General features: G+C 65.6%; 12 protein-coding genes, 2 pseudogenes and 1 riboswitch. Of the genes and pseudogenes, 9 read left to right on the top strand and 5 right to left on the bottom strand.

The window, feature by feature from the left end; translation table 11 throughout:
• The 3 genes and pseudogenes from ACK4OE_RS00005 to ACK4OE_RS00015 form a co-directional block, all read left to right on the top strand.
• Window positions 1–596: pseudogene (locus ACK4OE_RS00005) on the top strand (argininosuccinate lyase); the annotation flags it as partial.
• A 254-nt stretch (window positions 597–850) separates the two neighbouring features.
• Window positions 851–1966: a hypothetical protein gene (locus ACK4OE_RS00010; protein WP_409882196.1), complete on the top strand. Its 1116-nt coding sequence runs from the start codon at window positions 851–853 to the stop codon at window positions 1964–1966.
• Window positions 1967–2269: 303 nt separating this feature from the next.
• On the top strand, window positions 2270–2545 hold the full coding sequence (locus ACK4OE_RS00015; RefSeq protein WP_409882197.1) for a hypothetical protein: 276 nt from the start codon (window positions 2270–2272) through the stop codon (window positions 2543–2545).
• Window positions 2546–2821: 276 nt separating this feature from the next.
• Here the strand turns inward: ACK4OE_RS00015 and ACK4OE_RS00020 are convergent, their stop codons facing one another.
• Together ACK4OE_RS00020 and ACK4OE_RS00025 are read right to left on the bottom strand one after the other, a co-directional pair.
• Window positions 2822–4369, bottom strand: a complete 1548-nt coding sequence (locus tag ACK4OE_RS00020) for a methyl-accepting chemotaxis protein (protein WP_409882198.1) — start codon at window positions 4367–4369, stop codon at window positions 2822–2824.
• 254 nt (window positions 4370–4623) lie between these two features.
• Window positions 4624–5928 (bottom strand): Glu/Leu/Phe/Val family dehydrogenase, encoded by a 1305-nt coding sequence (locus tag ACK4OE_RS00025; RefSeq protein ID WP_409882199.1) that lies wholly within the window; start codon window positions 5926–5928, stop codon window positions 4624–4626.
• A gap of 363 nt (window positions 5929–6291) precedes the next feature.
• On the opposite strand from ACK4OE_RS00025, the pseudogene ACK4OE_RS00030 reads away from it, so the two are divergent.
• The 3 genes and pseudogenes from ACK4OE_RS00030 to ACK4OE_RS00040 all read left to right on the top strand — a co-directional run.
• Window positions 6292–6498, top strand: a pseudogene (locus ACK4OE_RS00030) (double zinc ribbon domain-containing protein); the annotation flags it as partial.
• 123 nt (window positions 6499–6621) lie between these two features.
• The gene (locus ACK4OE_RS00035) at window positions 6622–7620 is read left to right on the top strand and encodes a hypothetical protein (RefSeq protein WP_409882366.1); all 999 of its coding nucleotides are present in this window, start codon (window positions 6622–6624) and stop codon (window positions 7618–7620) included.
• 67 nt (window positions 7621–7687) lie between these two features.
• Window positions 7688–8905 (top strand): zinc ribbon domain-containing protein, encoded by a 1218-nt coding sequence (locus tag ACK4OE_RS00040; RefSeq protein WP_409882200.1) that lies wholly within the window; start codon window positions 7688–7690, stop codon window positions 8903–8905.
• A 55-nt stretch (window positions 8906–8960) separates the two neighbouring features.
• On the opposite strand, the gene ACK4OE_RS00045 is transcribed toward ACK4OE_RS00040, so the two are convergent.
• The 3 genes from ACK4OE_RS00045 to ACK4OE_RS00055 all read right to left on the bottom strand — a co-directional run bounded on the left by ACK4OE_RS00045 (window position 8961) and on the right by ACK4OE_RS00055 (window position 13402).
• The gene (locus ACK4OE_RS00045) at window positions 8961–9854 is read right to left on the bottom strand and encodes a PPK2 family polyphosphate kinase (RefSeq protein ID WP_409882201.1); all 894 of its coding nucleotides are present in this window, start codon (window positions 9852–9854) and stop codon (window positions 8961–8963) included.
• A gap of 213 nt (window positions 9855–10067) precedes the next feature.
• Complete coding sequence (locus ACK4OE_RS00050) at window positions 10068–12248, bottom strand: TonB-dependent siderophore receptor (RefSeq protein ID WP_409882202.1); 2181 nt, start codon at window positions 12246–12248, stop codon at window positions 10068–10070.
• A 218-nt stretch (window positions 12249–12466) separates the two neighbouring features.
• On the bottom strand, window positions 12467–13402 hold the full coding sequence (locus ACK4OE_RS00055) for a LysR family transcriptional regulator (RefSeq protein WP_409882203.1): 936 nt from the start codon (window positions 13400–13402) through the stop codon (window positions 12467–12469).
• Window positions 13403–13474: 72 nt separating this feature from the next.
• On the opposite strand from ACK4OE_RS00055, the gene ACK4OE_RS00060 reads away from it, so the two are divergent.
• The 3 genes from ACK4OE_RS00060 (at window position 13475) to ACK4OE_RS00070 (ending at window position 20762) form a co-directional block, all read left to right on the top strand.
• Window positions 13475–13945: a PACE efflux transporter gene (locus ACK4OE_RS00060; RefSeq protein ID WP_409882204.1), complete on the top strand. Its 471-nt coding sequence runs from the start codon at window positions 13475–13477 to the stop codon at window positions 13943–13945.
• 40 nt (window positions 13946–13985) lie between these two features.
• Window positions 13986–14094, top strand: a riboswitch (S-adenosyl-L-homocysteine riboswitch).
• A 58-nt stretch (window positions 14095–14152) separates the two neighbouring features.
• Window positions 14153–16867, top strand: coding sequence for a methionine synthase (metH, locus tag ACK4OE_RS00065; protein ID WP_409882205.1), 2715 nt, complete (start codon window positions 14153–14155; stop codon window positions 16865–16867).
• 382 nt (window positions 16868–17249) lie between these two features.
• On the top strand, window positions 17250–20762 hold the full coding sequence (locus ACK4OE_RS00070) for a beta strand repeat-containing protein (protein WP_409882206.1): 3513 nt from the start codon (window positions 17250–17252) through the stop codon (window positions 20760–20762).
• Window positions 20763–20820: the final 58 nt, after the last annotated feature.

Raw genomic sequence — 20820 nt, forward strand, 5'->3', positions numbered from 1 at the left:
CGCTGTGGCGGGCGCATAACGTCACGCCCGGCATGATCGACTACAAGAACACCTGGAGCCCGGCCAGCGCCAAGACCTTTGTGCAGGGCGTGGAGATGCTGCAGCAGTTTGCCGATGTGCTCGACTCGCTGCGCATCGACCCCGCACGCGCGTTGGACGAACTCGAATCCGAGTGGACCACCTCGATGGAGCTGGCCGAGGCGCTGCAGCGCAGCCATGGCGTGCCGTTCCGCGTGGGTCACCACTTTGCGTCGGATGTTGTGGTGTATGCCAAGGCGCGCAACATCCGGCCGAAAGACTTTCCGTACGCCGAAGCCGTGCGCATCTACCGCGAAGCGGGCAAGAAATACGACCTCAAGGACCAGCGCCTGCCGCTGGGTGAAGCCGCATTCCGCCGCGCTTTGTCTCCCGCAGACATGGTGACCACACGCACCGGCACAGGCGGGCCGCAGCCGCAGGAGGTCACGCGCATGGCGACCGCTGCCAAGGACACCCTTGCCAAAGACCGCGCGTGGTCGGGCGAAGCGCGGCAGCGGCTTCTGGCCGCAGAGGCTGCGTTGAATGCGGCGTTTGAGGGTGTGAAGTCGTTGCCTTGAAGCGTGGGCTCAAGGGGACTGAGCGGCTCAGCGGACGGGTGCTGCATGGGTTTTAGAGCGTAAATGGCCGCTAGCGCTTGTTGATGTTTGGTTTATAGCTATCAATTTAATAGCTTTGCACTGCGATTGATTCAGCGGTTTTCCCGGCCGCTGGATGCATGGCGCAGCGCAATGGGCCGGTGGGCCGTGCACGACCATGCGCTGGTCATGCCGTGGGAATCGCTACAGAATCGGCGATTCACCGAAGACCCGGCATGTCCCTCCCCATCGACCCCTCCCGCAGCGCACTGCCTCCCGTGGCCCAGTTTCTGGCCGAAGCGGCGTTGCAGCGGCAGTCGGCGTTGCTGGGACTGGACAAGCCCAAGTCTGTTGCAGCGCCCTCACCGTTGTCCGGGGCCGACCCCAGCGCTCCACCGCCATCGGTTTCATCACCCAATCCTCCCGCCGGGCCGCTGCCCACACCGGCTGACAAGGCCAGCATTTCGCCCCAGGCGCGTGAGCAACTGGCGGCGGGGTTTGATCCGCGGGGTGCAGGCGCGGCCAACGGCAGCTTGCAGGGCGCACTGGGTGAGGGTGCGTTGCGCGCTGCACCACCGGCACTGCCCAGCGGCGCCCCGGCGGCGCCTGGGAGCGCGGCCGCATCGGCAGCTGCTTCCGGCGTAGGCGGCGCGGCCTGGCCCGCATCGGGGCTGGGCGCGCCGCTGCTGCGTTTGGTCAGCGCGCTGGTGGCGCAGGTGACGGCGCAAGCGGGTGTCCCGCAGCGCGTCGTGGCCGCACAGCCCTGGCCCATCGGCATGGCCCAGGCGCTGGAGAGTGGCGCGCTGGACGCGGACCAGCCGCCGTTGCAAACCTGGCTGGTGCGCCAGGGCGTGGTGTTGACACCCGAGGGGCCGCGCGGCATGGCGCTGACCTTGCGCGCGCCGGTGCCCTGGCTGGCTGCGCAGCAGGCGCCAGCGGCAGGGATGCAGGCAAGCACAGCAGGTGCGCTGCAGGTGCCTTTTGCCGGGGGCGGGCAGGTGCTGCAGTCGGGCGTGATGGCACTGGTGCTGCAGGGCATGGATGCGGCGGCGCCGCGCACCAGCGCGCTGCTGGTCATGGACCTGCAGCCGCAACTCGCCGCCGCCGTGTACGGGCGCGAGATGCTGCAGCAGGCGACCACAGGCCGACTGGACCCGTGGACGCAGATGACCGTGCTGCAGGCCAGCGGCCAGGTGCCGCGCGAGGACGAGCGTGCGCGCAATGGCGCATCCGGTCTGTGTGAAACGGTGGGCTGCCCTTACGCCGCGCGTGCCGCGTGCGTGCAACCGTTTTGCATGGCCCAGCGCGGCGTGTTGCCACCCGAGGCTGTGGGGCCAGTGCCGCTGGCCTGACCCGCGCTGCCCAACGCTTTGCCATGCAAAAAACCGCTAGAGCCGGGTTGCGGCATCGGGCGGTTTTGAGGGCAGGCCACCGGCACGATGTGGCCGGTGGTTGCGAAGGCTTTACAACGTGTTGCGCAGGGCTTATGGATACAGGCCGCGCATTTCGCGGACATGCAGGATGCCGGTCATGCTGCCAGCTGGGCGGTGCATTTCTCATCGTCTTTTTGCCATGTCCTTCTAAAGGCATCGTCCCCGCAACACCAGGGGCCCGCCACGACTGGGGCTGGTTTGCTTTCCGAGACAGGCTCGCCCTTGCTGCAAACCCGGCGGGTGGGGCAAGGCGTGCTGCATACCGAACAGGGCGTGCGTGCATCCACCGCCACGCTGCGGGTGCCTGCAGCCTGGTTGCAGGCGCTGCCCCGGGCGCTGGCGGGTGGTGTGTTTGCCCTGGTGTTGCAGGCTGGCACGGTGCCGGGAATATTGCAGACTGAAGCGTCTGGTGTCGGGCATAGCAGTGCCTTGCTGGCGCTGGAGTCGGCGCCCTGGGCTGGCGCAGCAGCCAGCCTGGTGTATGGGCCCGATGAGTAAGAGGTCGAGCGCCACCGCCAGCGTGGACATTGCGACACGCCGGGTTGCTTCTACGCGGGCCGTGCGTCTTGCGAACTGCCGTTTTGTCTGGCGCTGAGTGTGGAGTCACCGACCGAATTGCAGGTATTGCGCGCGTCCGCGCGGCTGGAGCCCCGTCACAGAAGGTGGGCGCGGACTCTCGCCCGTTCCCACAGCATCTCCGGGCTGACGGTGCCCATGCCGTGCGTGGCAGTAGTACCGGTGCACACGCTCAGTGCAAGCCCGTGCGTCAGCCCCTTAGCTAGAGAACACTCGCACGGCTTCCACCAAGCGGCGTGCTTGTATGCCCATGCTGTTGGCTGCAGCGCTGCTTTCTTCCACCATCGTGGCGTTTTGCTGCGTCATCTGGTCCAGTTGGGCCACTGCATTGCTGACTTGGGATATGCCCTTAGCCTGCTCTCTGGATGCCTCGGTGATTTCTGCGACAAGGTTGTTGACACTTTGTACCTGGGTGACTAAGTCGCGCAGGGTTTGGCTGGCATCGCTGACGAGATGTGTGCCGTCCTGCACTGTGCCCGCTGATTCCGCGATGAGCGTTTTGATCTCCTTCGCGGCTGCAGCAGACCTTCCTGCGAGGCTGCGTACTTCACTGGCCACCACGGCGAACCCCCGCCCCTGATCACCGGCCCGCGCGGCTTCGACCGCAGCATTGAGAGCGAGGATGTTGGTTTGAAAGGCGATGCCGTCGATGACCTGAATGATGTCGGAGATCTTTTGGCTGGATGCGCTAATGCGGGCCATGGTGGCTTCCACATTGGCCATGGCTTGCCCGCTTTGGTCAGCCACCTGTGCTGCCTGCTTGGTGATCTTGGCCGCTTCGCTGGCAGATTCAGAATTTTGTTGGATGGTGGCCGTTTGCTCTTCCATGGCGGCGGCGGTTTGTTCCAGTGTGGCTGCAGCTTGTTCGGTGCGGCTGGACAAGTCGGTGCTGGCGCGCGCGGCCTGCTCACCCGCTGCTTGCACGCTGCTTGCTTGTTCAAACACGTCCGACACCAGCGAATGCAGGTTCAGCCCCGCCTGGTTGATGGCCCGGGCAATCAGCCCAATGTCGTCGGTGCGCTGCAGGTTCAGGTCTTTGGCGCGCTCCCCGGATGCGACTTGTTGCGCGGTACTCAGGATCTGCGTCAGCGGGCTGGTGACCTGGCGCTCAATCACCCAGTTGGCCAGTGCCAAGCACGCTGTCACGGTCCCCGTCACCAGTGCCAGCGTTTCCCCAGGTATGTTGGTGGTCCAAAGCGTGCCCAGGCTGACCACGCCAGCCGCCAGCAGCGGCAGTCGCACCCGCCAGGCCGTGGGCAGAACCTGCCCGGCACTCATCCAGGCCAGCAGCCCCTTGCGTACGATCAATCCACGGTTGAATTTCATCCCACTGGCTTGGCCGTTCTTGAACTGGGCGTAGAACCTTTCAGCGTCGGCCACCTCCTGCCTCGTGGGCTGCGTACGTGCAGACAAATAGCCCACCACCCGCCCTTGCCGCCGCATGGGTGCGGCATTGGCAACCACCCAGTAATGGTCACCGTCAGCCCGACGGTTCTTGACCAACGCACGCCATGACTGCCCCGCTTTCAGACTTCGCCACATGTCAGCAAACGCCTCTACCGGCATGTCAGGGTGTCTCACCATGTTGTGTGGCTGGCCCATCATGTCCTGTGCTTCGTATCCGCTGGTACGGATAAAAGAAGCGTTGGCGTAAGTGATACGGCTGTCCAGGTCCGTCGTGGACAGGAGTGTTTCTGACGCAGAGAAGACGTATTCTCTCTGTGTAACGGGCAGATTGGTGCGCATGAGTTGCCTTAGGGTGGTTAAGTTGCATCAATGGCACAAATGATATTTTGTGCGGTGATTTTCATCATTGCTATCATTAATAACCGCTATCAAACTAAGGTCTACCGCTGGCTGTGGCGCCGGTACGCGTGAAACACGCAAAAAAAAGCCGCCCTGTGGTGAGGGCGGCTTTGCCGGGCGCTTGTGGCGCACCTGGGTTCGTGGCGCTGGTGGTGTCCAGCGCTGCGAATTTCAAACGGGGGCCATAGCAGGGCTTATGGATACAGGCCGCGCATTTCGCGTGCATGCAGGATGCGCTGGCAGGCCACGATAAAGGTCGCAGTGCGCAGGCTCACTTTGTGTTCTTGCGCCACTTGCCAGATGCCTGCAAAGGCCTCTTGCATGATGCGCACCAGGCGGGCGTTGATCTCGTCCTCGCTCCAGAAGAAGCTGGAGAAGTCCTGCACCCATTCAAAGTAGCTCACCGTCACGCCGCCCGCGTTGGCGATCACGTCGGGCAGCACCAGCACACCCTTGTCGTGCAGGATGTCGTCGGCCTCGGTGGTCGTGGGGCCGTTGGCGCCTTCAATCACCAGCTTGGCCTTGATCTGGCCTGCGTTGTCCTTGGTGATCTGGCCTTCCAGTGCGGCGGGGATGAGGATCTCGCAATCCACGCCCCAGAACTCTTCTGCCTTCATCACATCGGCACCGGCAAAGCCGCCCACGCCACCGCGCGTCTTCACGTGGGCCAGCAGGGCGGGCACGTCCACGCCGTTGCTGTTGAAGATGGTGCCGGTGTGGTCTTGCACGGCCACCACCTTGGCGCCGGCTTCGGCAAACAGCTTGGCTGCAATGCCACCCACGTTGCCAAAGCCCTGTACGGCCACGCGGGCGCCGTCGAGCGCCAGGCCGGTCAGCTTGGCTGCTTCCACGCCCACGGTGTACACGCCGCGGCCGGTGGCCTCCACGCGGCCCAGCGAGCCGCCCAGGTCCACGGGCTTGCCGGTGACCACGCCGGTAGCGGTGGCGCCGGTGTTCATCGAATACGTGTCCATCATCCAGGCCATGATCTGGCCGTTGGTGTTCACGTCGGGTGCGGGGATGTCCTTGGAAGGGCCGATCAGCAGGCCGATCTCGCTCGTGTAGCGGCGCGTCAGGCGCTCCAGTTCACCCAGCGACAGCTTCTTGGGGTCTACGCGGATGCCGCCCTTGGCACCGCCGTAGGGCACGTTCACCGCCGCGTTCTTCACCGACATCCAGGCCGACAGGGCCATCACTTCGGACAGCGTCACGTCCTGGTGAAAACGCACGCCGCCCTTGCCGGGGCCGCGGCTCAGGTTGTGCTGCACGCGGTAGCCCTCGTAGTGGGCGATGGTGCCGTTGTCCAGCTCAATCGGTACATCAACGATCAGGATGCGCTTGGGGCGCTTGAGCGTTTCCACCCAGCGCGCCAGGCTGCCCAAGTAGGGGGTGACGCGGTCTACCTGCTGCAGGTAGTTGCCCCAGGGCCCCAGGTGGGTGGCATCGAGGTACGAGGGCAGGGTGTGGGTGGGGCTGGCAGCGCCGGCGGATGAGGACATGGTTGATTTCCTTGTGGGATCAGTTCAAGCCGCGAAGCTTATGCCTGCCTCTTCATGCTGTCTAAGGCCGGAGTGTTTGGGGGTTATGTGTTTTGTGCATGGGTTCAAAAACATGCACTCCGCGCGCATGACAGCGCTATGCGCGGCGGATGTGGCGCCGGATTCCTGCGCTGAGTGGCGACAGGTATCACGCCACGCTTGCGCTTGTTACGAATCAATAACATTTGGTCGATAGACTCCACCCGCCTTGTGCGGCGCGCCCAGCCGTAGCGCGCTGTGTGGCAACCCGGGTGCACGCAGCGCTTCAACCTGCGTGCCGTCTTCCTGGAACCTGTTCCTGGCCTTGGCCAACAAGGGGATTGAATGAGTGTGATCTGTCCGACCTGCGCCGCCGTCAACCGCGCAGGTGCCCTGCATTGCAAGCGCTGTGGGGGCACGTTGGCTACGGAGCCGTTGCCCGCGCCCGTTGTGACGCCCGCAGCGGCTCCGGTGGCTTTGTCTGCCGCGTTGTGCCCTGAATGCCAGGCACCGGTCCGCGCGGGGGCACGGTTTTGTGGGCAATGCGGTAGTTCCCTGGCTGCTGTCGCTCCGGCGGCCACCCCGGCGTCCTTCAGCCCGGCACCGGCTCTAGAACCCACGCCCGCGCCAGCAAAGGTGGAGACCGCTTCGTCCCCGGTGCCGCTTGTCAACCCTGTGGCCGCAGCGAAAGCTGAGCCTTCGCTGGCCATTGAAGCGCCCGTAGAGCCGGTGAACCCGCCCTTGGCGCCCACGCAGCCCTGGGTAGTCGACATCGACCTGCCAGCGCCCACCGCAGTTGCTGCGCCGCCGGTGGTTCACGTTGTCGAAACGGCTGCGGTGACAACAGACGCGACGGACGCAATGTCCGCAATGTCCGCAACGCACACAGCGCTACCCGCTGCCATCGTCGATGCCCCGGTGGCCGTATCACCGTTGGCCGAGCCCGAGGCCCCCCGCGTCACTTCGTTGGACTCACCCAAGCCCCCGCCCATGGCCCGGCCACTCGCTCCGCTGTTTGACGACGCCGCGCTGGCAGCCGAAGACCTCCAGGAGACCACCCCCGCTCGCAGCCCGATGGGGCTGTATGCCGGTGTGGCGTTGGCGGGGGTTGCGCTGGTGGGCGCTCTGGCCTGGTGGTTGCTGCGCGATGCGCCCGCGGTGGCTTTGGCCCCTGCGGCATCCCCTGCAGTGGCTGCCACCACCGCCATTGCTACTGGTGCTGCCCCTGCCCGCACGCCCGACGAAGAGATCATCACCGAACCCGCCGAGCCCGCAGCCACTGTGGCGCCCGCCGCAGCACTGCCGCTTGAAACGCCCGCCGTGGTCGCCAGCGCACCGGCCCGCCCCGCACCACCCCGGCAGCGGCCCGCCCCTGGCGCCAGCAACGACCCGCCGTGGCAGCACCCGGGCTCACGCGCGCCGGCGCCGGCCAGCCTGTCTGCCGCAGGCGCTGCGCCGGTGCCTGCCCCGCCGCCAGTGGCCGCCGCGCCCCTGCCGCCGCCCGACCCGCTGGCCCCGTTGCGCGCCGACCTGCGCCAGTGCGACGGTGAATCCAACATCCTGGGCAAAGGCGTGTGCGTGGTGCGCGCTCGCCACCGCCATTGCGGCAACCACTGGGGCAAGGTGCCTGAATGCCCGCTGAGCCAGCGCAACCACGACCCTTACGACAACTGACCTGTCCAGCCCAATCCGGGCCCACCCGTGTGCAACGACAACAACCACAACCACTGAGGGAAACACCATGAAGCAACCGCTTTTGAACACTGAAGGCCAGTACTCCATCTTTCGGCTGCCCGAGGCATTGACCTGCTGGCCTGCGCTGGGCGTGATGGCCGCATCATTTCTGGCGGCCGCGCTGGTCTTTGCGCTGGGCGGCTTCATGGCCCGGCTGGGCTGGGTGTTTCCGCTGGTGCTGTCGATCGTGGCGTTTGTGATCGCCATGGCGGGCACCAGTGCGGCCGGCATTTGCCTGACGGACCTGGCCCGCCAGCGCCCCTACCGCAGCCACACCAGCTACCTGTTGGCCGGGCTCGCGTGCCTGCCCAAGCTGCTGGGCGCGGGCCTGCTCATGGCCCTGGCGGCGCTGGCCGTGCTGCTGTGCCTGGCCGTGGTGTTGGTGCTGTGCAAGATCCCGGTGCTGGGCCCTGTGCTGCTGGTGGCGGTGGTGCCAGTGTCGGTACTGGTGGTGGCCGCCGCGCTGGTGGCCTGGTATGTCGCCACGTCCATCGCCGGGCCCGCCATCTGGGACGGCGAGCGCGTGCTGCACTCGCTGTCGATTGCGTGGCACATCACGCGCAAGTACCCGTTTGCCGCCATCGGCAAGATCGTGGGCGGTGTGCTTTTGTGCGTTGTGTTCGCGTCCATGCTGATGGGCGTGGTGTCGTTCGCGTCGTTCACGGTGGCAGGCGTAGGGGCGTCCGTGATTGGGATGGGCATGCAGTTCAACCCCGGCATGTTGTCGGGCTACGGTGTGAGCGGCCACATGGTGGGCGCGGGCGTGGGCTTTACGCTGGTCTTTGCGCTGGCCACGGCGTTTGTGCTGTTGCTGCCACTGATGGTGGGCGTGCTGACCTGGTGCGAGTTTTCCGCCAAGATCGATTTGGGCCACATCCGCGAAGCCGCCGACGAAAAGCTCAAGGATGTGAACGCCAAGGTGCAGGAGATGAAGGAAAAGGCCCAGACCCAGGCGACCGCTGTGCGGGACGATCTGAGCAGCCACGCGCAGCGGCCTGCCGATGCCGCACCTGTGGCCGCTTCATCGACCCCTGCGATGGCGGCGGCATCTGCTGCTGCAGCAGAACAGAACGCGACAGAGACAGCAAAGCCCTGTGAATCCATTGCGTCTGCCATGCCCGCCGCGGTGGCGACTGCGCCCGCAGCCACCAGCTGCCCACAATGCCACGGCGCGGTGGAGCCCACAGACCGTTTTTGCGATCACTGCGGGCACAAGCTTTTCTGAGCAGTTCGGCCACGCGAACGCAACTCGCAGCCCCTGATTCGGAACGAGAAAAGCGTTACTCCACCGTGAAATGCTCCAGCGCCGAGTCGCCCGTGGGGTAGCGCAGGTCCAGGTTCTGCAGCACCTCGCGCAGCACCGTGGCAATCATCAAATTGCGGTGCGTTTTAGAGTTGGCGGGCACGATGGTCCATGGCGCCCAGGGTGTGTGGGTGGCGCCCAGCAGCGTGTCGTATGCGCCTCGGTAGTCCGCCCACTGCTTGCGCACCTCGATGTCGCCCATGCTGAACTTCCAGTGCTTGGCCGGGTCGTCCAGGCGCTCTTGCAGCCTCTCCCGCTGCTCGTCAAAGCCGATGTGCAGCAAGAACTTGAGCACGATGGTGCCCGTCTCGCTGAGCATGCGTTCAAAGTCGTTGATGTGCGCCAGACGCTGCTGGTGCTGCTCCGGCGTGATCCAGCCGTTGACCACGGGCACCAGCACGTCTTCGTAGTGGCTGCGGTTGAACACCGTGATGTCGCCCGCCTGCGGCACCTGCTGGTGAATGCGCCACAGGTAGTCGTGGGCGCGCTCAGTTTCTGTGGGCGCCTTCCAGCCCACGGCGTGCACGCCCAGGGCGCTCATGCGGCCAAACACGCCGCGGATGGTGCCGTCTTTGCCCGACGTATCGGTGCCCTGCAGCACCACCAGCAGCTTGTAGCGTTTGTCGGCGTAGAACAGGTTTTGCAGCGTGTCCAGCTCTACCGCCAGGGCCTCTACCGCCGCCTTGTCTTCGGTCTTGCTGCCTGTTGCAAAAGGCTTGTCGCCTGGGTCGAGCGCGTCCAGAGAGAACGCCTTGCCTGCGGCCGCCGCCCCGGGCAGCCGGGGTGCGCCGGGCTGACAGCGGGACCAGCGTTGCGCGGTGGTTTTGTCGCGGGCAGAAAAGTAGGCGGTGGGTGGGAGGGTGTCTGGCACGAGAAGCTCCTTGGTGTGGACAGAGGTGCGACAGATCGCCTGGCGCACGGGCCAGCCAGCGTACACCCTGCGCCATCGGTTCATCCGGCAGGCCTGCGCGGTAGCCCGGCGGCCCCCGCGCGGCACAACCCCTCTCCGCAGTGTTGAAGCTCAGTTGGTTACAAAAACGATAGCTGCTTGGGCTTATTGGATAAGCGCTAGCAGCTATTTTTGCTAGAAAGCCACCTGCACTCCCGCCACCACTTGGCGCCCCAGGCCCGGTATCACGGTGAGTGCGCCCCACGAGGCCGTGTAGTAGGTCTTGTCGAACAGGTTGTGCACGTCCAGCGTCAGGCGGGTGCGCTTGTCGATCTGCCAGTAGCCCGTGATGCGCGCCGTGGTGTAGGCGGGCAGGCGGTAGGTGTCGGTAGCGGTGCCGGTGCGCTCGCCCACATGCACCAGGCCGCCGCCGACGCCGTAGCGGCCGCCCCAGGGCGCCTGGTCCTCGCGGATGGCAAACAGCCCGGCGCTCACGCGGGGCACGTTCATCAGCCGCTTGCCCAGCAGGGCAGGGTTGTTGTCGCGCGTCACCTCGGTGTCGGTGTAGGCCATGTTGGCCGTCATGCGCCAGTGGGTGTCGATCTGACCGGCCACATCCAGCTCCAGGCCCCGGCTTTGCACCTCGCCCGCCGCAATGCTGAAGTTGGCGTTGGTGGGGCTGCGCGTGAGCACGTTGGTCTTGCGGATGTCGAACAGCGCCACGCTGGCGTTCAGGCGTTGGTCGGCAGATTGCCACTTGGCGCCCAGTTCCAGGGCCTGGCCCTTCTGAGGGTCGAACGCCTTGCCGCTTTCATCCGTGCCTGCGTTGGGGCGGAACGAGCGCCCGGCCGATGCGTAGACCGAGGTGTTGGGGTTGACGAGGTAGGTGAGCCCGATGCGCGGTGTGGCGGCAGAGTGCTCCTGCACCTGGCGGGTGGCGGCAAGCCGGTTCTCGCTGTCCTGGTGGAAGCGGTCAAAGCGCACGCCTGCCAGCAGCTTCCACTTTGCGCTCAGGTCGATCTGGTCCTGCACAAACACGCCCGTGGCACGCGTGCGGTCCACCAGGTCAAAACCCGGGGTCAGGTTGCCCACCGGCTGGTTGTAGACCGGGTTGTAGATGTCGATGGCAAAGGGCTGGCTGGCCAGACTGGAATAGCGGATGTCCTGCGCGGCGGTCAGGCGCCAGGTTTCCACACCGGCCAGTACGGTGTGGGTCAGGCCGCCGACTTGCAGTTTGCCCTCCACCTCGCCCTGCAGCGATGCGTCGCGTGCGGGCAGGCTGCGCCAGCTGTCGCGGCGCGTCAGGGTGCGGCCGTCGGCTTGCAGTGTGCCGGTCAGGTCCACGGCCGAACCGTAAAGATCCGTCTCTCGGTACGACGCCCCCACGCGGGTGCGCCAGCCCTGGCCCAGGTCGTGGTCCAGCGTGACCTGGTGGGTGTCGCCGTTCACATGCAGGTTGTCGCGGCTGGGGTCGCCCAGGTAGCGGTCGCGCGGCAGGGCGCCCACGTTGCCATTGACCTGCACGATGCCCCGGTCCAGCGGGGTGCGGATGCGGATGAACTCTGCCTCGTAATTCAGCACCGTGTTGGGGCTCAGGTTCCAGGTGATGGCGGGGGCCACCACCATCTTGCGGTTGTCCACCAGATCGGTGCGGCTGGCGCCGTCCTCGGCCGCCACGTTCAGGCGGTAGGCCACATCGGCATTGAGCGGGCCGGTGGTGTCGAGCGTGGCACGCCGATAGCCCCGCGTACCCACCTGCACCCCCGCCTTGTGCGCAGGGGTGAACTGCGGCTTTTTGGTGACCACATTGAGCGTGCCGCCGGGTTCGCTGCTGCCATACAGGGCGGCGGCCGGGCCCTTGAGGAATTCAATGCGCTCGACCGAGCTCACGTCGCGCTGCGGGCCATAGCCCCGGTTGGAGGCAAAGCCGTTGAGTAGCTGGCCGCCGTCGGTGTTGCTGAAGCCGCGAATGGCGTAGTTGTCCCAGGTGCCGCCAAAGTCGTTGAGGCGGGTGATGCCGCTCACGTAGTCCACGGTGTCGGCCAGGCGTGTCGCGCCCAGGTCCTCCATCAGCTGCTGGGGCACCACGCGCACCGATTGCGGGGTGTCGATCAGCGGAGTGTCGGTGCGCGTGGCGGCCGTGTTGCGCTGGGCGCCTTGGTAACCCTGGGTGGCCGACGTGTCGCGCACCTGCACTTCAGACAGGGCGGGGCTGGTGGTGGTGCTGTCGGCCTGTGGGGCGGCTAGGCCCGCTGGGGCTGTGGAGCTTGCCGTGGCCGTCTGGGCCATGGCAGCGCTGGCCGTGAGGGCGCACAGCGCCAGGGTGGCGCGCGCCACAGCAGAGTACCGGGCGGGCCGGAGAAGGGAGGGGTGCATGGTGCAGGTCGGTAGAAAGAAACAGCGAGGCGGGCTGCCGCGCGCCAGGCCAACTGCCGCAAGAAAGGGGCTTGCGCAACGGCTGCACGGGCGGGTTGCCAATCAAAGGCCGCCATTATCCATGCAAATACAAACAATTCGCATTTGCTTTTATCGCAATACACCACCGCCCTTTTGGGGAACACCAGGGCCGCCAGCCCCCGCGTTGCGGGGAAAGCTCAGCGGGGCTCCGTCCGGGCCGCCGTTCCCATCAGCGCCACAAAGCGCCGCGCGCCCAGGCCCAGCGGTCGCTCCTTGGACCACACCACATCCACCCACAGCGCCGCGCCGTTGCTCAGGTTCTCAAACGGCATCTCTACCAGCGTCCCTGCCGCGATGCGGGGTTGCACCAGCGCGCGCGGCTGCCAGCCCCAGCCCAGCCCCGCCTCGATCAGGCCCAGAGCGGCCAGGTGGTTGTCGGTGCGCCAGTAGTGGCGGGCAAACACAAAACGGGGGTCGGTCTGCGCCAGGTCGCGGCTGGCCACCACGATCTGGCGCGTGGTGGTCAGGTGCTCCTCGCGCAGCATGGCCGCCTCGGGCGCTGCACCGCGCGCCAAGGCTGCGGCGCGGGCGGCCACCAGCACCGGGTGCTGCGGCGCCATCACGGCCACCAGCGTTTCGGTGCCCACCTCCTGAAACCCCTCGCGCCCGTCGATGCTGGGCCGCTCGAACACCAGCGCCAGCTGCGCGCGGCCGCTGTGCAGCAGCGCCAGCGCGTCGACCTGCGGGGCGGTCAGCACCTCCACCTGCAGCAGCGGGTGTTCGTGCGCCAGCGCGGCCAGGGGCTCCGTCCAGCGCGCGGCCAGCAGTTCGGGCGCAATGGCCAAGGTGAGGCGCTCTTCCAGCCCCTGCGTCAGCGCCAACGCTTGGGCATTGAGCTGCTTGAGCTGCCCGGCCAGCAGCCGCGCCTGCGGCTCCAGCGCGCGCGCCGCTGCGGTGGGCCGGGGCTCGCGGCCGCTGCGGTCAAACAGCTGCACATCCAGTTCGGCCTCCAGGTGCGCAATGGTCATGCTGACGGCCGACGGCACGCGCGACAACGCCCGCGCCGCGGCTGAAAACGATCCATGGTCGAGCGCAGCCAGAAACACCTGCACGCTGTCAGAAGAAAATGCCATGGGTGCGACCTATCAGATTATCTGAAACAAGCTGACTTTATATATCAGCCAGGAGCACATAAAGTGGCGCCCATGTCCACCCAAATCCAATCACAGCCCCTCTTGCGCAGCCTGCAAGGCGCCAAGCGCCGCGTTCTTTATGTGTCGTTGTACGAGCTCATCGCCATTGCCGCCGCCACCTGGGGCCTGAGCAAGTTGACCGGGCAGGGCGCCGGGCATTCGGGGGTGATTGCGGCGGCGGCATCGGTCGTGGCGGTGGTGTGGAACCTGGTGTTTAACTGGGCGTTTGAGCGCTGGGAGGCCCGCCAGCCCGTGCGCGGGCGCAGCCTGGCGCGGCGGGTGGCGCATGCCATCGGGTTCGAGGGCGGGCTGGTATTCACCCTGGTGCCCCTGTTTGCCTGGTGGTTCGAGGTGAGCCTGTGGCAGGCCTTTGTGATGGACCTGGCGCTGATTGTTTTTTTTCTGGGCTACACCTTTGTCTTCAACTGGGTGTTTGACCGGGCGTTTGGCCTGCCTGCATCGGCACTGCCTGTGGCGGCCTGAGCGCCCACGCGGCGGCGGCGTTCGCCCTTAAAATCGCCGGTCACCCAAGGAGCGTTGCAGCGGCAGGCCCACCCCGCACAGGGGCGGTCGCCGTCAGGCTTGGGCACTTGGGGGCACCGCATGCCCCGCCGCAACGACGCTCACCTGTTTTTCTGCCGTTCCTGCACAGGTGAGTGAGCCCTTATGTCTGCAAATGTGTTGCCCCCCATGAAGCTGTCTGGCCTGGAGCCCGTCTCCATTGGCGAGGGCACCCTGTTCGTCAACATCGGCGAGCGCACCAACGTCACCGGCTCCAAGGCGTTCGCGCGCATGATCTTGAACGGCCAGTACGAAGAAGCCCTGGCCGTGGCCCGCCAGCAGGTGGAGAACGGCGCGCAGGTCATCGACATCAACATGGACGAGGCCATGCTCGACAGCAAGGCTGCCATGGTGCGGTTTTTGCAACTGATTGCGTCCGAGCCCGACATTGCGCGCGTGCCCATCATGGTGGACAGCTCCAAGTGGGACGTGATCGAAGCCGGGCTGCGCTGCGTGCAGGGCAAGGGCATCGTCAACTCCATCAGCATGAAAGAAGGCGTGGAGGCGTTCAAGCACCAGGCCAAGCTCGTCAAGCGCTACGGCGCCGCTGCGGTGGTGATGGCGTTTGACGAACAAGGCCAGGCCGACACCTACGCGCGCAAGATCGAAATCTGCGAGCGCGCCTACCGCGTGCTGGTCGATGAAGTGGGCTTCCCGCCCGAAGACATCATCTTTGACCCCAACATCTTCGCCGTGGCCACCGGCATTGAAGAGCACAACAACTACGCGGTCGATTTCATCGAGGCCGTGCGCTGGATCAAGCAGCACCTGCCGGGCGCCAAGGTGTCTGGCGGCGTGTCGAACGTGTCGTTTAGCTTTCGCGGGAACGACCCGGTGCGCGAGGCCATCCACACCGTATTTCTGTACCACGCCATCAAGGCCGGTATGGACATGGGCATCGTCAACGCCGGCATGGTGGGCGTGTACGACGACCTGGAACCCGTGCTGCGCGAGCGCGTGGAAGACGTGGTGCTCAACCGCCGCCCCGATGCGGGTGAACGCCTGGTCGAGATCGCCGAAACCGCCAAAAGTGGCGCCAAGGACGAGAGCAAGCGGCTGGAATGGCGCGGTACGCCCGAGGCGCCCAAGACCGTGGGCGAGCGCCTGAGCCATGCGCTGGTGCACGGCATCACCGACTTCATCACCGAAGACACCGAAGAGGCCTACCGCGACATATTGGCCAAGGGCGGCCGCCCGCTGCACGTCATCGAAGGCCCGCTCATGGACGGCATGAACGTGGTCGGTGACCTGTTCGGCGCAGGCAAGATGTTCTTGCCCCAGGTGGTCAAAAGCGCACGCGTGATGAAGTCCGCCGTGGCCCACCTGATTCCGTACATTGAAGAAGAAAAGCGCCAGGACGAAGCCGCCGGGCGCGACGTGCGCAGCAAGGGCAAGATCATCATCGCCACCGTCAAGGGCGACGTGCACGACATCGGCAAGAACATCGTCACCGTCGTCTTGCAATGCAACAACTTTGAAGTGGTGAACATGGGCGTGATGGTGCCTTGCCACGAGATTTTGGCCCGCGCCAAGGTTGAGGGCGCTGACATCGTGGGCCTGTCGGGCCTCATCACCCCCAGCCTCGAAGAAATGCAGTACGTGGCGGGCGAGATGCAAAAGGACGAGCACTTTCGCATCAAGAAGATACCGCTGCTCATCGGCGGCGCTACCTGCAGCCGCGTGCACACCGCCGTCAAGATTGCGCCGCATTACGAAGGCCCCGTGGTCTACGTGCCAGACGCCTCGCGCAGCGTGAGCGTGGCGCAGAGCCTGCTGGGCGATGGCTTGGACGCCTATGTGCAAGAGCTCAACGCCGACTACGACAAGGTGCGCACCCAGCACGCCAACAAAAAGGCCACGCCGCTTTGGTCGCTGGCCAAAATCCGCGCCAACAAGACGCCCATGGATTGGGCGGCTTTCAAGCCCACCGTGCCGCGCGCCCTGGGCCGTCGGGTGTTCAAAAACTTCGACCTGGCCGAGCTGGCCAAGTACATCGACTGGGGCCCGTTCTTTCAGACCTGGGACCTGGCCGGCCCGTACCCCGCCATCCTGACGGACGAGGTGGTGGGTGTGGAAGCAACGCGCGTGTTTGCCGACGCGCAGGCCATGCTCAAAAAGATCATCGAAGGCCGCTGGCTCACCGCCAGCGGGGTGATGGGCCTGTACCCTGCCAACAGCGTGAACGACGACGACATCGAGTTTTACACCGACGAGACCCGCACCGAGGTTGCCATGACCTGGTACGGCATGCGCCAGCAGGCCGAAAAGCACACCATTGACGGCGTGACCCGCCCCAGCCGGTGTCTCGCCGACTTCATCGCGCCCAAGTCCAGCGGCATTGCCGACTACGCAGGCATGTTCGCCGTGACGGCGGGCCTGGGGATCGAGAAAAAGGAAAAGGCGTTTATCGACCAGCTGGACGACTACTCCGCCATCATGTTCAAGAGCCTGGCCGACCGCCTGGCCGAAGCCTTTGCCGAAGCCCTGCACCAGCGCGTGCGCACCGACCTGTGGGGCTACGCAGCAGGCGAGCAATTGAGCAGCGACGACATGATTGCCGAGAAGTACCAGGGCATCCGCCCCGCGCCCGGCTACCCCGCCTGCCCCGACCACAGCGCCAAGACCGACCTGTTCCGCGTGCTGCAGTGCGAAGAGGTGGGCATGAGCCTGACGGAAAGCCTTGCCATGATGCCCGCCGCCAGCGTGAGCGGTTTTTACATCGGTCACCCTGAGGCCTTGTACTTCAACGTCGGAAAGATCGGCGAAGACCAGCTGCACGACATGGCGCAGCGCCGGGGGATGGATGAAAAGGTGATGGAGCGGCTGCTGGCGCCGAATCTGTAACGCTGCTAAATTTATAGCTGCTAGCGCTTGCTGGATAAGCGCTAGCGCCATTTTTCATCGCTAAGTGCGTCAAGCCCCTGCATGCAGGGGCTTTTCCTTTTTCTGTTCTGTTTTTCGTTGTGTGAGGTTCTTTCATAGCGCGTCTCCCGATTCATGGATACCCTACCTACGGAGGGGGCGGTTCGGGGGTTGCTTGGCATGTAATTGCTTACGCCTTGGCGGGTCGGTGGCGGCATTGCATCGCGGGGCTTCCAGCAGGCAAGGATTGCCGCCGCCGTCGGCATAGTGCCGCTCCGGAGCAAATGGTTACAAACGGGGGGATATACCCATGCTGCATTTCCTTGGACTCTCGGAGCGTCGTCTCCGCCATTGCGTCATCCGCATGGGGGCCGTCCTGGTGCTCGCGTTGGCGAGTTTCTGGCCCCTGCAGGCCAGTGCACAGCACTCTTCCACGGAATGCGCGGCGCAGTCGGCTTCGGTTTCCAGCGGAGGTACTGTCACCATCGACGTCACCGACTGCGCGTTCAACATCGGGTTCGCCGGCGTTGGCAGCGTGGACGGCGGCAGTTTCGGGCCTGCGGATTTCGAGGACCATGGTACCGCCACACTTCGGATCGACAACAGCAATAGTTTGTGGCTTCTGGACTACAGCCACAACGGCACGAGCGGCGTCGGCTCGGTGGATGTCTTCGAATTTGCCGATGGCTCCTTTTTTGGCGATGGCGACGTGCGGGTCACGATCACCATCACTCCTTCGGCCTCGCCCATCACCGTCACGCCGGGCTCCCTACCCACGCTGACCGCTGGCGCGGCGTTCTCGCAGACGCTGTCCTCCAGCGGCGGTCTGGCGCCCTACACATACTCCGTACAAGGCGGCGTGTTGCCGCCGGGCCTGAGCCTGACTTCAGGGGGTGTGCTCAGCGGCACTCCCACTCAGCGCGGCGCCTACAGCTTCAGCGTGCGCTCGACCGATGCCACCGCCCCGACGGCGCAGTTCGTGGACAAGGGCTACACCGGCACGGTGGCCAATCCCAGCCTGACGCTGACCACGGCCAGCGGGACGGCAGGGCAGGGCGTACCGTTCTCACAGACGCTAGTGACCAGCGGTGGTGTCGCTCCGTACAGCTACCTGCTCGAAACAGGCAGCCTGCCGGCCGGCATCAGCATTTCCAGCGCAGGAGTGGTCAGTGGTACCACGGCGGCGGGCGTGGGCGGATACGCTGTGAGCCTGCGGGTGACGGACTCGAGCAGTGGCCTCGGCTCGTACTTCGAGCTGGAGAACTACACCTTGAATGTGGCCGCGCTACCCTCGCTCAGCATTAACGACGTGAGCCTGAACGAGGGCAACGCTGGAACGACCTCGTTTAACTTCACAGTGAGTCTGAGCACGCCTGCGCCGAGCGGCGGTGTGAGTTTCGACATCGCCACTGCCAATGGCACGGCCGCCGCAGGCAGCGATTACGTGGCCCAAAGCCTCGCGGGTCAGACCATCCCGGCGGGTTCCTCGACTTACTCGTTCACCGTGCAGGTCAATGGCGACCTGCTCAACGAGCCCTCCGAGACCTTTTTCGTCAATGTCACCAATGTCGTGAACGCGGTGGTCGCTGACAACCAGGGCCAGGGCACCATCGTGAATGACGACCCGCTGCCCAGCCTGTCGATTAACGACGTGTCCGTGGCGGAGGGCAATGCCGGCACGTCCAATGCCGTGTTCACCGTGACCCTGAGCGCCGCGAGCGGCCAGACCGTCAGCGTCAACTACGCCACCGCCGACGGCACCGCGACCCAGCCGGCCGACTACACCAGCACCAGCGGCACCCTGACCTTTACCGCAGGCCAGACCACCCGCGCCATCAACGTCCCGGTGATAGGCGAGACTGTGCCTGAGGCGAACGAAACCTTTTTCGTCAACCTCAGCGGCGCGACCAATGCCACGATCTCCGACAACCAGGGCCAGGGCACCATCACCAACGACGATGTACCCGTCACGGTCAGCCCCGCCACCCTGCCAGGCGGTACGGTGGCCGCGGCCTACAGCCAGACCGTGACCGCCAGTGGCGGTACCGGCCCCTACAGCTTCGCCATCACTGCCGGCGCCGTTCCGGCCGGACTGTCGCTGTCGCCGCTCTCCGGTGCACTTTCGGGCACGCCCACCGCAGCGGGCAGCTTCAACTTCACTGTCACGGCGAATGACAGCAGCCCCTCCCCGGGCCCGTTTGCGGGTTCGCAGGCCTACACCTTGACAGTGGGCGCGCCGACGATGTCGCTCACGCCCGCGTCCTTGCCCGGCGGCACCCGCACCGTGCTCTATCCGACGACCAATGTGACCGCATCGGGCGGCACCGCGCCGTACACCTACGCCGTCACCGCAGGGGCACTGCCGGGCGGCCTCACCCTGACTGGCGCCGGCGTGTTGTCGGGCACGCCCACCGCCACGGGCTCCTTCAACTTCACCGTGACCGCCACAGACAGCAGCACCGGTACCGGTCCCTTCACGGTGTCGCGCGCCTACACGGTTGTCGTGGCGGACGCCGTGCCGGTGGCCAACAACTCGACCCACACGGTGGCGTACGGTTCTTCGTCCAATGCCGTCCCGCTGAACATCACTGGCGGCGCAGCCACGTCGGTGACGATCGGCACCGCCGCGAGCCACGGGTCAGCCAGCGCCACGGGCGCCACCATCCAGTACACGCCGACGGCTGGCTATGCGGGCCCCGACAGCTTTACCTACACGGCGACCAATGGCGCGGGTACATCGACGCCCGCCACTGTGACCCTCACGGTCAGCCCGCCTACCATCACGGTGAGCCCGGCGGGGCCACTGAGTGCGACCGTGGGGAGTCCTTACTCTCAGACCTTCACCTGGAGCGGCGGCGCAGCACCGTACACGGGGTTCCAGGTATTGAACCTGCCAGCGGGCCTTTCGGTGACCGCGACGACGGCGACCACAGCAACGGTATCGGGCACACCTACCACTGCAGGTTCATTCAGCCTGAACTTGTCTGCCGCCGATAGCAGCACGGGCACCGGGCCCTTCAATGGCACGGGTACAGTGGCGCTCAACGTAGCCGCTCCCGCCATTGCCTTGGCTCCGGCCACGCTACCCAACGCGCTGGCCTATACCGCCTACAGCCAGACGCTGACGGCTTCAGGCGGCATTGCGCCGCATACGTTTGCCGTCACCGCGGGAGCCTTGCCGCCGGGGCTCACCTTGAGCGGTGCAGGAGTACTCAATGGCACTGCCGGTGCCGCCGGAACCTACAACTTCACTGTTACGGCCACTGACAGCAGTGGCAACGCCTACACCGGCAGCCAGGCCTATACGCTGGAAGTGGTCGCCAGCAGCACCTACACCGGGACATCTCCCACCGGCGGCGGAACTATCACTGCCAGCTTCACCGGGGGCGGCGCTGCCTGTGTTTTCGTAAGCGCGCAGTTCATTCCAGTCACGGGGAACGCGGCCAGCCCGCCCGCCGGGTCGGCACCGCAAGGCGTGCAGTTTCCGCACGGGCTGTTCGACTTTGCCACTACAGGTTGTACGGGTGGAAGCACGCTGCAATTTACCGTGACCTACCCCAACGCGTTGCCTGGCGGCACCCAGTACTGGAAGTACGGGCCCACGGCTGGCAATGCCACCCCGCACTGGTACACCGTGCCCGCTACCGTGGCAGGTGCGGCCATCAGCTTCAGCATCACCGACGGTGGCCTGGGCGATGACGACCTGACCGCCAATGGCGCGGTGGTGGATCCGGGCGGCGCAGGCTTTGGCCCTGGTGGCGGCACCATCGGCGTGCCCGTGGGCGACTGGCTGCCGCTGTGGCTGACCCTGACCGTGCTGGGCGCCGCCATCTGGCAGCGCCGCCGCGCAGCGGGTAGAGCAAGCAGCCACGCTTGATTGTTATTGAATGGATAGCGGCCAGCGCTTGTCTATCAAGCGCTGATCGTCTTTCCGG

Origin of the sequence: Acidovorax sp. (assembly GCF_046314175.1) — a bacterium.
Taxonomy (GTDB): domain Bacteria; phylum Pseudomonadota; class Gammaproteobacteria; order Burkholderiales; family Burkholderiaceae_C; genus Acidovorax.

Excerpts from the sequence above, each read along its gene's own strand:
- ACK4OE_RS00010 (WP_409882196.1), top strand. The coding sequence starts at position 851 with ATGTCCCTCCCCATCGACCCCTCCCGCAGCGCACTGCCTCCCGTGGCC.
- ACK4OE_RS00020 (WP_409882198.1), bottom strand. The coding sequence starts at position 4,369 with ATGCGCACCAATCTGCCCGTTACACAGAGAGAATACGTCTTCTCTGCG.
- ACK4OE_RS00025 (WP_409882199.1), bottom strand. The coding sequence starts at position 5,928 with ATGTCCTCATCCGCCGGCGCTGCCAGCCCCACCCACACCCTGCCCTCG.
- ACK4OE_RS00040 (WP_409882200.1), top strand. The coding sequence starts at position 7,688 with ATGAAGCAACCGCTTTTGAACACTGAAGGCCAGTACTCCATCTTTCGG.
- ACK4OE_RS00050 (WP_409882202.1), bottom strand. The coding sequence starts at position 12,248 with ATGCACCCCTCCCTTCTCCGGCCCGCCCGGTACTCTGCTGTGGCGCGC.
- ACK4OE_RS00055 (WP_409882203.1), bottom strand. The coding sequence starts at position 13,402 with ATGGCATTTTCTTCTGACAGCGTGCAGGTGTTTCTGGCTGCGCTCGAC.
- ACK4OE_RS00060 (WP_409882204.1), top strand. The coding sequence starts at position 13,475 with ATGTCCACCCAAATCCAATCACAGCCCCTCTTGCGCAGCCTGCAAGGC.
- metH (WP_409882205.1), top strand. The coding sequence starts at position 14,153 with ATGAAGCTGTCTGGCCTGGAGCCCGTCTCCATTGGCGAGGGCACCCTG.
- ACK4OE_RS00070 (WP_409882206.1), top strand. The coding sequence starts at position 17,250 with ATGGGGGCCGTCCTGGTGCTCGCGTTGGCGAGTTTCTGGCCCCTGCAG.